This window comes from Stenotrophomonas sp. VV52 (genome assembly GCF_002893095.1).
Classification (GTDB): Bacteria; Pseudomonadota; Gammaproteobacteria; order Xanthomonadales; family Xanthomonadaceae; genus Stenotrophomonas; species Stenotrophomonas aracearum.
The window spans coordinates 44,652-60,360 of sequence record NZ_PKQQ01000002.1; the positions used below are offsets into that span (position 1 = coordinate 44,652).

The 15,709-nt window shown below is 67.5% G+C and carries 10 protein-coding genes; 4 read left to right on the plus strand and 6 right to left on the minus strand.

Going from position 1 to position 15,709, the window contains the following annotated elements; all coding sequences use genetic code 11:
• Positions 1-3: 3 nt before the first annotated feature.
• A complete protein-coding gene (locus C2U58_RS06260) occupies positions 4-1,983 on the minus strand; it encodes a transglycosylase SLT domain-containing protein (RefSeq protein WP_102945061.1) in 1,980 nt (659 codons plus the stop codon).
• Positions 1,984-2,163: 180 nt separating this feature from the next.
• Between C2U58_RS06260 and C2U58_RS06265 the strand changes: the two genes are divergently transcribed.
• Both C2U58_RS06265 and C2U58_RS06270 read left to right on the plus strand, forming a co-directional pair.
• Entirely contained in the window at positions 2,164-2,571 is a 408-nt protein-coding gene (locus tag C2U58_RS06265) for a biopolymer transporter ExbD (protein WP_102945434.1), read from the plus strand.
• A gap of 196 nt (positions 2,572-2,767) precedes the next feature.
• On the plus strand, positions 2,768-5,638 hold the full coding sequence (locus C2U58_RS06270) for a TonB-dependent receptor (protein ID WP_102945062.1): 2,871 nt from the start codon (positions 2,768-2,770) through the stop codon (positions 5,636-5,638).
• A 108-nt stretch (positions 5,639-5,746) separates the two neighbouring features.
• Here C2U58_RS06270 and fhuE read toward each other — a convergent pair whose 3' ends face one another.
• Positions 5,747-7,936, minus strand: a complete 2,190-nt coding sequence (gene fhuE / locus C2U58_RS06275) for a ferric-rhodotorulic acid/ferric-coprogen receptor FhuE (protein ID WP_172448092.1) — start codon at positions 7,934-7,936, stop codon at positions 5,747-5,749.
• A 285-nt stretch (positions 7,937-8,221) separates the two neighbouring features.
• Here fhuE and C2U58_RS06280 point away from each other — a divergent pair, with 285 nt between their 5' ends.
• Together C2U58_RS06280 and C2U58_RS06285 are read left to right on the plus strand one after the other, a co-directional pair.
• Positions 8,222-8,701, plus strand: a complete 480-nt coding sequence (locus tag C2U58_RS06280) for a VOC family protein (RefSeq protein WP_102945063.1) — start codon at positions 8,222-8,224, stop codon at positions 8,699-8,701.
• A gap of 111 nt (positions 8,702-8,812) precedes the next feature.
• The gene (locus C2U58_RS06285; protein ID WP_102945064.1) at positions 8,813-9,691 is read left to right on the plus strand and encodes an EamA family transporter; all 879 of its coding nucleotides are present in this window, start codon (positions 8,813-8,815) and stop codon (positions 9,689-9,691) included.
• Positions 9,692-9,700: 9 nt separating this feature from the next.
• Here C2U58_RS06285 and betA read toward each other — a convergent pair whose 3' ends face one another.
• The 4 genes from betA to C2U58_RS06305 form a co-directional block, all read right to left on the minus strand.
• Complete coding sequence (gene betA, locus C2U58_RS06290; RefSeq protein WP_102945065.1) at positions 9,701-11,374, minus strand: choline dehydrogenase; 1,674 nt, start codon at positions 11,372-11,374, stop codon at positions 9,701-9,703.
• Positions 11,375-11,399: 25 nt separating this feature from the next.
• Complete coding sequence (gene betB, locus C2U58_RS06295) at positions 11,400-12,872, minus strand: betaine-aldehyde dehydrogenase (protein WP_102945066.1); 1,473 nt, start codon at positions 12,870-12,872, stop codon at positions 11,400-11,402.
• A 35-nt stretch (positions 12,873-12,907) separates the two neighbouring features.
• Positions 12,908-14,887, minus strand: coding sequence for a choline BCCT transporter BetT (gene betT / locus C2U58_RS06300; protein ID WP_102945067.1), 1,980 nt, complete (start codon positions 14,885-14,887; stop codon positions 12,908-12,910).
• A gap of 74 nt (positions 14,888-14,961) precedes the next feature.
• Positions 14,962-15,699, minus strand: a complete 738-nt coding sequence (locus tag C2U58_RS06305; protein ID WP_172448107.1) for an endonuclease/exonuclease/phosphatase family protein — start codon at positions 15,697-15,699, stop codon at positions 14,962-14,964.
• Positions 15,700-15,709: the final 10 nt, after the last annotated feature.

Sequence of the window (15,709 nt, forward strand, 5' to 3'; positions counted from 1 at the left end):
CGTTCATTCGCTGGTTTTGTCGGCGTCGGCCGGGCAGGTGAGCGCCTTGCGCTTGGCCTGCAGCCGGCCGTTCATGCGGTCGGTCACCGGCAGCGCGTCGCCGTTCAAGCGCCAGTCGTAGATCACGCTGAAGGCCAGGATGCGCGCCACGTATTCGCGGGTTTCCTTGTAGCTGATGGTCTCGATCCAGATGTCCGGGTCGAAGCCCGGGCGCTGCGCCTGCCAGCGTGCGGTCGGGGTCGGGCCGGCGTTGTACGCGGCGATGGTCACGTACGGCAGGCCGTCGTACTTGTTCATCAGCTGGCGCAGGTAGGCGGTGCCCACTGCGATGTTGGTGTCGGGGTCATACAGGCTGGCGGCGCCGCCGTACCCGGACAGCCCGATGTTCTTTGCCACGCTGGCCCCGGTCGCCGGCAACACCTGCATCAGGCCCATCGCATTGGCGGGCGAACGCGCCTTCGGATTGAAGATGCTCTCGGCGCGGATCTCCGCCGCCACCCAGGCCGGGTCGATCGCGTTGCGTGCCGATTCGCGGCGGATCGCATCGTCGTGGTGCAGCGGGAAGCGCAGGCTGTACAGGCGCTGCTCGTCCGGGGTCTTGCCCAGCGAGAACACCGCGCGGTCGAACCAGCCGTTGTCGCGCGCCACTTCCACCGCGATACGGCGCTGGGTGGTGTCGAAGCGGGTCAGCGCGTCGTTCCACTCGGCCACGGCCCAGCCGGAGCGCTCGATCTTGAACAGTTCCATCGCGCGCACGATCGCAGGATCGCGGGCGACTGCGGCCTGCGCCGGCGCGCTGTCATTCGGTTCCAGCGGGCACAGCGTGTACGCGTTCTGGCCCAGCTGGTCGGCGGCCAGGAAGCCATGGAAGGTGGCCGAGCGCGCGGCTTCGCGGAACAGCGGCAGCGCCTCGTTGCGCTTGCCGGTCTTGTCCAGCATGCGCGCCTCGAAGTAGCGCCAGCGCGAGTCGCTGCGCTGCTTCGGCCCCATCTTGCGGATCGCGGCCAGCGTGGCCGGCCAGTCGCCCCGCGACATCGCCTCGCGCGCGCGCCACTCGTGCAGGCGTTCGTCATAGGCCGAATCGGGCACGGCGTTGAGCCGGCGCGCCGAGTCCGGCCCGTACGAGGCCACCGTCCACAGCGCGATCTGATACTTCACGTCGGCCTGCTGGGCGGCGCTGAGCTGCAGCGCGTCGGCATACTGCGGCAGCTGCCGTTCGGTGGCATCCGGGTCGGCCTTGGCCAGCTTGGCTAGGCCGTCGGTGGCGATCCGCCGGCTGCGTTCGTTGCGCGGCCAGTTCAGGGCGCTGGCGTTGGGGTTGTCCACGAACGCGGCGTAGGTGTTGGCCAAGGCCAGGTCGGCCGCGGGCAGGCCGCGCGCGGCGCTGCGCATCACCGCCGGCTGCTGCGCGTCGGCGGCGGCGTCGATCCGCGCCCAGCGCAGGTCCGCACTCAGCCCGCCCTTCGCATCCAGCACCGCGAACACCGGGTCGCAGGCGTCGGGCAGCGACTTGCCGGTGCTGCGCCAGATGGCCTGGGCGTCGCTGACCCACTGGGCATCGGCCTTGCCGGTCGCCTGGCGCGCGTTGAGCTGCGCGCAGCGCAGGCCGACGTTGTCGGTCGGCGCCCAGTTGGCGAGCAGGGTGGGCCAGTCTTCGCGGCGGGCCACCGCCGGCAGCCACACGCTGCGGAAACTGCTGGCCACGGCCTGGCCGTTGTAGCGCTTCAGGAAGTCCTGGGCCTGCGCGGTAGTCACCGTGTCGATGTTGCGGCGCAGGTTGGCGTACTCCAGCCACGGGTACAGCGGGTGCTTGACCAGCGCTGCGGCCTGGGTTGGATCGAACTGGCCGCGCTCGGCGTTGTCGATGGCCGCCTTCATCTGCGCGCGCTGCGCGTCCAGGCTCTGGGCACCGGCCGCCGCGCTCAGCCCGAGACAGGCGAGCAGGGGAACGGCGCTGAGGATATGCAGGGGGAGTCGGTTCATGCCGAAAGGATAGCGGGCGCCAGTGAACGTCGGTGAGGGCAAGCCAACTCCATGATGAACGGCACCCGTCCGCGCCATGAATGGGCGGCGCGAACGCGCGTAATGTCGGAGACGCAACACAACGCCGGTAGCGCCGGCCGTTGGCCGGCCCTCGCACTGTCACCCGACAAGGAGCACCCCATGGCCTTCACCGCAGCAGGCAAGTCCGGCCCCCTGGCCGAGATCAACGTCACTCCGCTGGTCGATGTAATGCTGGTGTTGCTGATCATCTTCATCGTGACCGCCCCGATGGTCTCGATGCCCATCCCGGTCAACCTGCCGCAACCGACCGACTTCGTGCCGCCGACCGCACCGCCACCGCCGATCGAACTGCGCGTGGACGCCAGCAACCAGGTCAGCTGGAACGGCCAGCGGGTAGCCGTGTCCTCCCTGCAGGAGCGCATGCAGGACGCCGCCCAGGCCAATACCGGCAACCTGCCGGAGCTGCGGATCGCCACCGACCCGAACGCCGAATACGACGTGATGGCCAAGGTGCTGGCCGCCGCCAACAACGCGCACATGGAAAAGATCGCGTTCGTGCGGCCGTAAGACCTGCGTCCGGGCCGGGAGCCATCCCGGCCCGTCGTTCCGAACACGCCGTTCGATGACGCTCTCGTACGCTCCCTGCGAAAGTGAAGGTTTCATCACACCTTCATCTTTACAGAATGTTTACAAAGGAGACGCTGCCGCGCTTCAAGGGGGGGCGGGGCGGTACCAGCTACCCATTCCTTTGGAGAGAGAGCGAATGAACACCCTGCATTACCGCCCGTTGGCGGCTGCTGTAGCGCTGTGCCTGCTGTCCGTCCCCACCCTTGCCACCGCGCAGGATGCGTCCCGCACCCCCACCGACCTGGACCGGGTGGAAGTCACCGGTACCCGCATCAAGCGCGCCGAGGTCGAAGGCCAGGTGCCGATCCAGACCCTGACCCGCAGCGAGATCGAACGCACCGGTCTCAACTCCATCGGCGAAGTCCTGCAGCAGCTGACCGGCTCCGGTTCGGCGCTCAATGCCAAGTTCAACTCGTCCGGCAACTTCGGCTTCCCGCCCGACGGCAGCGGCGTCGGTGCCGGGTCGGCCCAGGTCGACCTGCGCCACCTCGGCGCCAAGCGCGTGCTGGTGCTGGTCGACGGCATCCGCTGGGTCAACGAATCCTCCGCCTCGGGCGTAGGCGCGGCCACCGACCTCAACACCATTCCGCTGGCGATCGTCGAACGCATCGAAGTGCTCGAAGACGGCGCGTCCTCGCTGTACGGGTCGGACGCCATCGCCGGCGTGGTCAACATCATCACCCGCCGTGAGTTCGACGGGGGCCAGGTCACCCTGAACTACGGCGAGTACACCAAGGGCGACGGTACCCAGAAGGGCGTGGACCTGGCCTGGGGCACCAGCGGCGACCGTTACACCCTGTTCCTCGGCGCGAGCTGGACCAAGCAGGACGACGTGAAGGCCAGCAGCCGCGAACAGTCGCGCTACCCGATCCCCGGCACCGGCCTGTCGTTCGGCAGCTCGGCCACGCCGACCGGGCGCTTCATGTTCACCGACCCGAATACCGGCATCGCCTACAACATCACCCCGAACAACGGCGCGACCAACCCGACCTTCAACGGCGTGGGCGGCTGCGACCGCACCGACGACTACCACTGCTTCACCACCGCGGACCGCTTCAACTTCGCCGAATACAACCTGCTGCTCACCCCGTCCGAGCGCAAGGGCATCTTCGGCCAGTTCCGCTTCGACATCACCGACAACGTGCAGTGGTACATCAAGGCGCTGGCCAACCGCCGCGAGTCGACCAACCAGGCCGGTCCGGAACCGCTGTTCTTCGGGCCTGACGGCGCCACCGGCAATCCGCTGGCCGACAACATCGTCATCTCCGCGCTCAACCCGTACAACCCGTTCGGCTTCGACCTGGATTCGGGCAGCAACCTGAGCATGATCGGGCGTCGCCCGGTGGAAGGCGGGCCGCGCATCTTCGAGCAGGAAGTGAACACCACGTACTTCGCCACCGGGTTGACCGGCATGTTCAGTGCCGCCGACCGCAGCTGGTCGTGGGACGTCAACGGCATGTACAGCAAGAACAAGGCCGAACAGACCAACTTCGGCAGCTACAACATCTACAACGCGAACATCGCGCTGGGTGACCCGGCGGTGTGCGCGGCCACGCCCGGCTGCGTGCCGCTGAACATCTTCGGCGGCCCCGGCACCATCACGCGGCAGATGCTGGACTGGATCCAGCCGGTGGTGCGCGACCGTAGCCAGAACGAGCTGAGCCTGTTCACCGCCAACCTGAGCAGCGACCTGTTCACCCTGCCGGCCGGCCCAGTGTCGTTCGCGACCGGTTACGAGTACCGCAAGTACGAGGGTGAGTACCAGCCGGACCCGATCACCGTGGCCGGGCACTACAACGGCGTGCCGTCGCTGCCGACCTCCGGTTCGTACGACGTCAATGAAATGTACCTGGAACTGGCGGTGCCGATCTTCGCCAACAGTCCGCTCGGCGACAAACTGGACCTGAGCCTGGCCGGGCGCTATTCGGACTACTCCACCTTCGGTGGCGAGTTCACGCCGAAGTACGGCCTGCGCTGGCAGGTGACCAATGACTTCGTGCTGCGGACCAGCTATGCCGAAGGCTTCCGTGCTCCGTCCATCGGTGAACTGTACGGTTCGGCCGCGCGTGCGGACCTGCAGCTGTTCGATCCGTGCTCGGTCGGCCTGGGCGGCACCCCGCCGCGCGGCAGTGCCGCCAACTGCGCGGCGCTGGGCGTACCGGCCGGCTTCCAGCAGGCCAACTCGCAGATCTCGGTCACCACCGGCGGCAACGACCAGCTCGATCCGGAAACCTCGCGCAGCTTCAGTGCCGGCTTCGTGTGGAGCCCGTGGTTCGGCAACAACGCCTCGTGGTCGGAGCGCTTCGACGTGGAAGTGACCTTCTACCGCCACAACATCGAAGGCGCGATCCAGGCGATCAACGCCCAGACCCAGCTTGACCTGTGCGTGGACACGCTGGACCCGCTGTACTGCGGCGGCATCACCCGCGCCTCCACCGGTGCGGTCAGTGGCTTCAACAACCGCCTGACCAACCTGGGCTCGATCAAGACCGACGGCTGGGACGTGGACCTGTTCTGGACCTTCCCGCAGAGCGACATGGGCCAGTTCAAGCTGGGCTGGCAGAACACCTTCGTCGGCCGCTACGAGGCCGTGGGTGCGGCCGGCCAGCGGCAGCCGCAGGAACCGGGCGTGGAAGTCACCGACAGCTCGATTCCGGAATGGACCAGCAACGCCTCGCTGAGCTGGAACCTGGGCAACTGGAACGCGTCGTGGACGGTGCGGCACATCTCCAAGCTCACCGAAGAGTGCGGCGATGCGGCGGCGTTCCCGGTGTGCAGCGACCAGGTTGCCGGCACCAACGAGCTGGCGGCCACCACCTACAACGATTTCCAGGTGGGCTACAAATTCGACTGGATGAAGGGCCTGCAGCTCAGCGCCGGCTTGAACAATGCGTTCGACAAGGATCCGCCGATCTGCCTGTCGTGCTCGTTGAACGGGTATGACGCGTCGACGTATGACATCCCGCGTGGCCGCTACTGGTACGTGCGCGCGGACCTGCGGTTCTAAGGCACGAAAGCACAGGGGCGCCGCTGGCGCCCCTGTTTTGCCGGGCAGGGCCCGGCACTACCGCATGGTTGATCCTGACGTAGAGCCGGGCTCTGCCCGGCTGACGCCTTAGAACGACCAGGTGAAGGTGATCGAGCCGTTGCGCTCGTCGCCGAAGGCGCCGTAACCGTTCACCTGCGAGAGGTACTTCTTGTCCAGCAGGTTGTTGAGGTTGGCCTGCACGCTGAACTGCGGCGCGATGCGATAACGCACGAACGCGCTGACCAGCGCGTAACCGCCCTGTTCGATCTGGCCGTAAGCCGGGACCGGGTAGTAGATGCGATTCTGCCAGTTGGCACCACCACCGAAGGTCAATGCGTCCAGCGACTGCGGGGTGTAGCTGGTGAACAGCTTGATCGTGGTCTGCGGCAGGCGGGTGTTGATGTCGGTGCCTTCAGCATCCTTTGCCACGTAACGCGACGCGCCGAAGGTGGCATTCCAGCCCGGGGCCAGTTCGCCGTTGAGTTCCAGCTCGAAGCCACGGCTGACCGTGCCACGCGCGCCGATGTAGGCGAATTCGTTCAATGTGCCCTGGACCGGGACATTGGTCGCCTGGCCCACATTGTCCTGCTCGATGCGGAACACGGCAGCCGATGCATTCAGGCGGTTGTCGAACCAGGCACCCTTGACGCCCACTTCGTAGCTCTTGCCATCCACCGGATCCAGGTAGTCGCCCTGTTGGTTACGGAGCGTCTGCGGCTGGAAGATCTCGGTGTACGAAGCGTAGGTGCTCCACGTATCGTTGATGTCGAACACCAGGCCGGCGTACGGGGTGGTCACCTTGTGGCTGAACCTGCTGACCGTGGTTCCTTCGATGCCGTCCAGGCTCCAATCCGAGTAACGCGCGCCGAGGATCAGCTTCAACGGCTCGGCAAGCGACAGGCGGGTGGCGGCGTAGCCAGCCTTCTGCGTGATGGTGCCGCGGCTCTGCTGGAGCAGGTCGCCCCAGGTCGGCTCACTGATGTCGCCGGTCCAGTTGAGATAGCTGCTGAACGGGTCCCACGTCGTGCTGCCCGGGAAGCCCATGATGTAGCTGCCTGCGTTGAGGTACTCGCGCTTGTTGTAGCTCAGGCCACCCATCACTTCATGCTTGAGGCCGAACAGCTCGAACGCGCCGCTGAAGAAGCCGTCGACCGCACTGACCTTGCGCTCGGTGTTGTAGAAGCCCGCGGACGGCGTAATGCCTGCACCCGTTTCGCGGTCGAACAGCGACGCGCCGGTCACCCAGTCGTTGTAGGCGGGGTAGAACAGCTTGTCGTCGGCCTTGGTCTCGTCGTGGGTCGCGCCGATGCGGACCTTCCAGTCCTCATTGAAGTCATGCTCCAGCGTGGCGAACGCGCGCTTGCTGGTGGTGTCCCAGTAGGTCCACTTGGCGGCCGAGTTGAAGGACGAGTCGTAGCCCGTCGAGGTCCCGTCCGAGTACAGCATCGGGAAACCACCCCAGGTAGCGCCGTTGGCGCGCTTCTGCTGGTAGTCGTAGCCCACGCTGAGCTGGGTGTCCGGGGTCAGGTCGGCGTCGATGACGGCGTAGCCCAGCGTCTTGTGCTGGTCGTACCGGTCCATCTGCGATTCGGTGTCGAGGTAGCTGCCGATCACGCGGGCGCGCACCGAGCCGCTGGCGTTGAGCGGGGTGGTCACGTCCACGGTGCTGCGGGTGCGGCCCCAGCTGCCCACGTTGACCGAGACGCTGCCGGTGAGTTCAGCGCTGTCGGCGTGCTTGCGGATCAGGTTGACCGAGGCCGACGGGTTGCCCGCGCCGGTGAGCAGGCCGGTGGCGCCGCGCACCACTTCCACTCGGTCGTAGAGGGCCAGGTCCAGGCCGGAATCGCCGTAGCTCCAGTTCTGCACCATCTGGGTGGGCAGGTTGTCGTACTGGTAGCTGTCGATATAGAAGCCGCGCGAGTAGAACTCGGTGCGCTCGGTGTCGGACTGGGTGCTGCTCACGCCGGTGGTGTTGGCCAGCACGTCGATGATGTCGTCGAGGTTCTGGTCCTCGATGCGCTGGTGGCTGATGATGCTGACCGACTGCGGGATCTCGCGCGGGGCCAGGTCGAAGCGGGTACCGGCCGAGGTGCGACGCACCGAGTAGCCTTCGGCGCGCTCACCCTTGACCACGATCTTGTCCAGCGTGGTCGGGTCGGCAGCGGCGTCTTCGGCGAAGGCGGGCGCGGCGGCCAGGGTGGCCAGCGCAATCAGCAGCGCCTGCGGCAGGCGGCCTTGCGGCAAGGAGCGGGACAGCACAGCGGAGGTACGGGTCATCAGAGCGGTTCCTGGAGCAGCGGCGCGCACCAGGCGGCGATCCTCGGATGCCGGGCGCTGCGAAAAGTGGGGGCAGTCAGCGTCTGGCGGGTGCGATGCAGCGGCACGGGCGGTGGCAACTGAGTGCCGAAGCGCCTCCCTGGCGCAAACGGCATTCAGTTATGGTAATGCGAATCAGTCCCATCCGCAATGTCTACCGGGGGTAGACGCTGGCCCACCGGGGGTTAACACAGTGCGGCCTACCTTGGCGGCACCCGGGTTCGGCCCGATTCCAGGAATGCCCCGATGATCGCCAAGAACACCCTGTGCCTCTGGTATGACGGCACCGCCGAAGAAGCGGCGGCCTTTTACGCTGCAACCTTTCCGGACAGCGCGGTTACCGCCGTGCATCGCGCGCCGGCGGACTTCCCCTCCGGCAAGAAGGGCGACGTGCTGACCGTGGAGTTCACCGTGGTCGGCATTCCCTGCATCGGCTTGAACGGCGGACCCACGTTCAAGCACAGCGAAGCGTTTTCGTTCCAGATCGCCACCGACGACCAGGCCGAAACCGACCGCCTGTGGAACGCCATCGTCGGCAATGGTGGGCAGGAAAGCGACTGCGGCTGGTGCAAGGACAAATGGGGCCTGTCCTGGCAGATCACCCCGCGCGTGTTGACCGAAGCGTTCAACAGCAGCGACCCCGCAGTGGCCAAGCGCGCCTTCGAAGCGATGATGACCATGAAGAAGATCGACGCAGCAAAGATAGAAGCCGCGGTGAAAGGGTAGCGGCACGCCACGCGTGTCCCGCGAGGTGCCCGGCCGCACGCAGGACACGCATGGCGTGTCGCTACGCGAATGGCTCTTATGCGGAACGGGTGACGCGCGTATGCTCGCGCGATGTCTACCTCGCGCCTCTCATCGCTGCTTCCCGTCCTGGCCGTGCTCGGCTCGGTCACGTCCCTCGCTGTCGGCACCTCGTTCGCCAAGCAGCTGTTCCCGCTGATCGGGGCGCAGGGCACCAGCGCGTTGCGCGTGGGCTTCTCCGCGCTGGTGCTGCTGGCGGTGTTCCGGCCGTGGCGTCGGGCCACCTCGCGCGCCGACGCCGGCGCGATCCTGCGCTATGGCATCACCCTGGGCGTAATGAACCTGCTGTTCTACATGGCGCTGCGCACGATTCCATTCGGCATCGCGGTGGCCATCGAATTCTGCGGGCCGCTGGCGGTGGCGATGTGGTCCTCGCGCCGCCCCATCGACTTCGTCTGGGTCGGCTGTGCGGCGGCCGGCCTGCTGATGCTGCTGCCGCTGGGCCATGGCGAACCGCTGGACCTGGTTGGCGTGCTGTACGCGCTCGGCGCGGCGGTGTGCTGGGCGCTCTACATCATCTTCGGCAAGCGCGCCGGCCACCTGCCGGCCGGGCACACGGTGTCGCTGGGGCTGTGCGCCGCTGCGCTGGTGGTGGTGCCGGTGGGCGTGGCGCATGCGGGCATGGCGCTGCTGGACCCGAAGATCCTGCTGTTCGGGCTCGGCGTGGCGGTGGTGTCCAGCTCGATTCCGATGTGGCTGGAAATGGCCGCGTTGAAGCGGCTGCCCAAGGAGACCTTCGGCATCCTGATCAGCATGGAGCCGGCGGTGGCCGCGCTGCTGGCGATGGGCCTGCTGGCCGAGCACCTGACCCCGCTGCAGTGGGCGGCAATTGGTTGCACGGTGGTGGCGTCGATTGGCAGCACGATCACGGCAAAGCGGATACCGACACCGGTACCAGGCGCACCCGCGTAGAGCCCGGCGCTACGGGTTTCTTACCGGTGCCGTTCCGGCCACGTAGTACGCCGCCGTGCTGCGCGGCAATGGCGTGCGGCCGCGGATCCGGTCGGCGATCTTCTCGGCGATCATGATGGTGGTGGCATTGAGGTTGCCGGTGATGATCCGCGGCATGATCGACGCGTCCACCACGCGCAGGCCCTGCATGCCGTGCACGCGTCCCTGGCCGTCCACCACGCTCATCGCGTCGGTGCCCATCGCGCACGAACACGACGGGTGGTACGCCGTCTCCGCCCGCGCCCGCACGAACGCATCCAGTTCGGCGTCGGTGCGGCAGTCGGCGCCGGGGCTGATCTCGCGACCGCGATACGGGTCCAGCGCCGGTTGCGCGATGATCTCGCGGGTGATCCGGATCGCGTCGCGGAACTCCTGCCAGTCCTGGTCGGTGGACTGGTAGTTGAACAGGATCGACGGATGCTGGTGCGGGTCGCGCGAACGCGCATGCACGTGGCCGCGGCTCGGCGTGCGCATCGAGCCCACGTGCGCCTGGAAGCCATGCTCCTTCACCGCGTTGCTGCCGTTGTAATTGATCGCCACCGGCAGGAAGTGGTACTGGATGTTCGGCCACGCGAAATCGTCGCGGGTGCGGATGAAGCCGCCGGCCTCGAACTGGTTGCTGGCGCCGATGCCGGTGCCGTTGAACAGCCACTCCGCGCCGATGGCGGGCTGGTTCCACCACTGCAGCGCCGGGTACAGCGACACCGGCTTGGTGCACGCGTACTGCATGTAGACCTCAAGATGGTCCTGCAGGTTTTCGCCCACGCCCGGCAGGTCATGCACCAGCGGCACGCCCAGCGCGGCCAGCAACGCCGGCGCGGCCACGCCGGAGCGCTGCAGGATCTGCGGCGAGGCGATGGCCCCGGCGCACAGCAGCACTTCGCGGCGTGCGTGCGCGTCGGTGGGGTCGGCGCTGCCGCCGACCAGGTAGCGCACGCCCACCGCGCGCTTGCCGTCGAACAGGATGCGGTCGGTGGTGGCGCGGGTCACGATGTGCAGCCCGGGCCGGCCCTTGGCCATGTCCAGGTAACCACGCGCGGTGCTGGACCGGCGCCCCTGCGGGGTCACGGTGCGGTCCATCGGGCCGAAGCCTTCCTGCTGGTAGCCGTTGAGGTCGTCGGTACGCGGGTACCCGGCCTGCACGCCGGCCTCGACCATGGCGTGGAACAGCACGTTGTTGTCGTTCTTTGGCGTGGCCACGCTGACCGGGCCGGTGCCGCCGTGGTAATCGTTCGGACCGATGTCGCGGCTTTCGGCCTTGCGGAAGTACGGCAGCACGTCGCGGTAGCTCCAGTCTTCCAGGCCATCGAAACCGGCCCACTGGTCGAAGTCCAGTGCGTTGCCACGGATGTAGCACATGCCGTTGATCAGCGAGGAACCGCCCAGGCCCTTGCCGCGCCCGCATTCCATGCGCCGGTTGTCCATGTGCGGTTCCGGCTCGGTCTCATACGCCCAGTTGTAGCGCCGGCCCTGCAGCGGGTAGGCCAGCGCGGCCGGCATCTGGGTGCGGAAGTCGAGCCGGTAGTCCGGGCCGCCGGCCTCGAGCAGCAGCACGCTGACCCCGGCGTCTTCGGTCAGGCGCGCGGCCAGCGTGTTGCCCGCCGAACCGGCCCCGATGATGATGTAGTCGTACTCGCGCTTCATCGCGGAATCTCCTGGTCAGGCCGGTTCAGAACACCGACACGTAGCGGTCCAGCTCGATCTGCACGGACTTGGTACGGGTATACGCGCGCAGCGTGGCCAGGCCGTTCTCGCGCCCCACCCCGGACTGCTTGTAACCGCCCACCGGCATCGTCGCCGGCGACTCGCCCCAGCAGTTCACCCAGCAGATGCCCGCCTCCAGCTGGTGGATCAGGCGGTGCGCGCGGCTGAGGTCGGGCGTCACCACGCCTGCCGCCAGTCCGTACTCGGTGGCATTGGCACGCCGCACCGCTTCGTCTTCGTCCGCGTAGGCCAGCAGGCTGAGCACGGGCCCGAAGATCTCCTCGCGTACGATCGCCATGTCGTCGCGGCAGTCGCTGAAGATGGTCGGGGCCACGTAGCAGCCTTTGCCCAGTGCGCCGTCGGTGAGGCGTTCGCCACCGCAGAGCAGGCGCGCACCCTCGGCCTTGCCGCGCTCGATATGCGCCAGCACGCTGCGCATGTGCGCGGCACTGACCAGCGGGCCGAACGTGGTGTCCACCGCCATCGGGTCGCCGATCCGGATCCGCGCCACGCGCGCCAGCAGTGCCTGTTCCATCTCGGTCAGCCGCGCCTGCGGAACGAACACGCGGGTGCCGTTGGTGCAGACCTGGCCCGAACTGTAGAAGTTGGCCATCATCGCGATGTCGGCAGCGAGCCCAAGGTCGGCGTCGGCGCAGATGATGAGGGGCGACTTGCCGCCCAGCTCCATCGTCACCTCCTTCAACGTGGAGCTGGACGCGCTGGCCATCACCTTGCGCCCGGTCGCGGTGCCGCCGGTGAAGGAGATCTTCTCGATGCCCGGATGCTCCGTCAGCGCCGAACCGACCCCGGCACCGTCGCCGGGCAGCACGTTGAACACCCCGTCCGGCAGGCCGGCCTCGGTGAAGATTTCGGCCAGCTTCAGCCCGGTCAGCGGCGTCACTTCGCTGGGTTTGAAGATCATCGCGTTGCCGGCGGCCAGCGCCGGCGCGGCCTTCCACAGTGCGATCTGGATCGGGTAGTTCCAGGCGCCGATCGCCCCGCCCACGCCCAGCGGCTCCTGCCGCGTGTAGAAGAAGCTGCCTTCGCGCAGCGGCACCTGGCTGCCTTCCAGCCCGTGCATCACGCCCGCGTAGTACTCCAGCACGTCCGCGCCGGTGACGATGTCCACGCTCAGGGTTTCGCTCAGCGGCTTGCCGGTGTTGAGGCTTTCCAGTTCGGCCAGGTCGTCGTTGCGTGCGCGCAGCAGCGCCACCGCGCGCAGCAGGACGCGCGAACGTTCCACCGTCGTCAGCGACGCCCATGCCTTCTGCCCGACCCGCGCGCTTTCCACTGCAGCGTCCAGGTCGTCGCTGTTGGCGTTGTGCACGTTGGCCAACACCTCGCCGTTGGCGGGGTTGACCACCTCGAAGGTGCGGTTGCCCTGCGAGGGCACGTAGCGGCCGCCGATGTAGAGCAGCTGGTCGGGGAAGGTGGGCATGGCGACGACTCCTGTGCGTGGGGCGGACAGCGGATTCAGCGGGTCAGGTGCAGGAACTGCAGGTGGCGTTCGTACTGGTCGATGATGTCGTTGATGATCTGCTGGCGGCTGTAGCCGACCAGCTCGTAGTCCTGTCCACCTTCATAGAGGTGCACTTCGGCGCGGTAGTAGCGCTGGTTGCGGAAGCGCTGCGCGGCGAACGAAGGGGTCAGGTAGCCGGTCATCACCACCTGGTAGCGGAACACCTGCTGCTCGCCGTGGTCGACTTCCAGCGTCATCTGGCCGGGCTCGAAGTCGGTGCCCACATCCAGCCCCTGTTCGCGCAGCTGCGCGGCGACGGCCTCCATGGCCGGGCGCACCTCGCTGTCCATGAAACGGTAGACCTCGTCGCGCACGGGGAAATGCACGGCCTGGGTGATCCGCTGGCGCCAGCCGCGCTGGTGCCGCGACTGGCCGATCAACGGCACGGGCGAGTACTGCGAGGCCTTCCTGCGCTGCGACTCTTCGCCCAGTGCACGGGTCAGCCCCCACAGCATCAACAGCAGCACCACCGAGAACGGCAGCGAGGCCAGCACCACCGCCGATTTGAGGGCGTCCATGCTGCCGGCCAGCAGCAGCCCGGTGGTTACCAGCGCGATCATCACGCCCCAGAACACGCGCAACCAGCGCGGGCCGTCTTCTTCGGGCACGCCGCCATGCGAGGACAGCGTGGACAGCACCACGGTGCCCGAATCGGCCGAGGTGACGAAGAAGATGAAGCTGACGAACACCACCACGCCGATCACCGCGCGGCTCCAGGGGTAGCTTTCCAGCAGTGCGTAGAGCACCGTCGGCGGGTTGTCCACGGCCAGCTGCGCCAGGTGTTCCTGGCCGTGGTGCAGCACCTGGTCCAGCGCGCTGTTGCCGAAGATCGACAGCCACGCCAGGGTGAAACCGAGCGGGATCAGCAGCACCCCGAACACGAACTCGCGTAGCGTGCGGCCGCGTGAGATGCGCGCGATGAACAACCCGACGAAGGGCGCCCAGCCGATCCACCAGGCCCAGTAGAACACCGTCCAGTCGCCCAGCCAGTCGGTGCGACCGCCATAGGCGTATACGTCGAAACTCTTGCCGACCACGTTGCCCAGATAGTCGCCCAGGTTCTGCATCAGGGTGCTGAGCAGGTACTGGGTGGGCCCGGCGAACAGCATGAACAGCAGCAGCGCGATCGCCAGCAGCATGTTGATGTCCGACATCAGCCGCACGCCTTTCTCCACCCCGGACACGGCAACGGTGATCGCCGCGCCCATCATCAGCACGATCAGCGCGACCTGCACCCATGGCGCATGCGGTACCGGCAGCAGCGTGTTGAGCCCGGCATTGAGGTGCAGCACGCCAAAGCCCATGTCCGCGCCGATCCCGAACACGGTGGCGACGATGCCGAGCGCATCCACGGTGTAGCCGATCGGGCCGTTGATGCGTTTGCCGATCAGTGGATACAGCGCCGAGCGCAGTGCCAGCGGCAGGTTGTGGCGGTAGGCGAAGTAGGCCAGCGCCATCGCCGCCAGCGCGAACACGCCCCAGCCATGCAGGCCCCAGTGCAGGAACAGCAGCTGCATGGCCTGGCGCGCGCTGGCCTCGCCGCTGCCGACACCGCCCTGCGGCGGTTGCAGGTAGTGGGTGAGCGGTTCGGACACGCAGAAGAAGAACAGGGTGATGCTGATGCCCGCGGCGAACAGCATGCCGGCCCAGGAGAGGTAGCTGAACTCCGGCTCGTCGTGGTCCGCGCCCAGCTTCACGTTGCCGTAGCCGGACAACGCCACCCCGACCACGAACACCAGGTACAGGGTCATCGCCAGCAGGTAGTACCAGCCGACATTGCGCGACGCCCAGGTCTGCGCCTGCAGCAGCAGGACGCCGGACTGGGACGGAAACGCCGTGACCAGGATCGCGAAGGCCGCCACGAGGGTGGCGGCGAGCAGGAAGACCGGCCGCAGCGTGCGCACCTCGCTGGGAGGTGTCTCCACGGTGTTCATGATGGGGCCCCGGTGCCGTTGCCGGCAGACCGGTGAATTAGCGCATACGCCCTGTGGACAGGGCGTTCACGTGCTCAGCGCAGGGCCTGGCTGGGGACGTCGATGGCCATGGCCAGGGCCAGGTGGTCGGAGAACGCCGCCGGCACCGCTTCGGCGCTGCGCTGCTGCAGGCCGTCGCTGAGCAGGATGTGGTCGATGGCCCGGTCCGGGCGCCAGCTGGGGAAGGTCGGCACCGCGCAGCCCGGGGGCTGCAGGGTGGTCTTCTGGTACAGCACCTGCATTTCCGGGCGCTCGGCCAGGCAGTTGAAATCGCCCATCAGCACCGCGTTGGGGTGGTCGGACATCAGGTCGGCAATAAAGGCCAATTGCGACATGCGCGAATTGGTCCCCAGCGACAGATGCGCCACCGCCACCGCCAGCCCTTCGGCGCCTTCGCCGAACTTGGCCAGCAGCACGCCGCGCCCGCCGATGCGGCCGGGCAGGGCGTGGTCCTGGACTTCCACCGGTTCCAGCCGGCTCAGCAGGCCGTTGGCACTGGAGGCCACTCCGCCCATCCGGCGGTTGGGCTGGTGGCTCCAGTAATTGAAGCCGGCGCGCTCGGCCAGGTAGTGGGTCTGGTTGGTGAAGCCCGAGCGCAGGCTGCCGGGGTCGGCCTCCTGCAGGCCGACGATGTCATGGCCACGGGCCAGCTGGGCGATCGCGTCCAGGCTGGTCCGCTTGCGCCCCGCCGGCAGCGCATGCGACCAGCTGCGGGTCACATAGTCGCTGTAGCGGCGGGTGCTCGAGCCGGCCTGGATGTTGGCCGTGAGCAGGCGCAGGGTC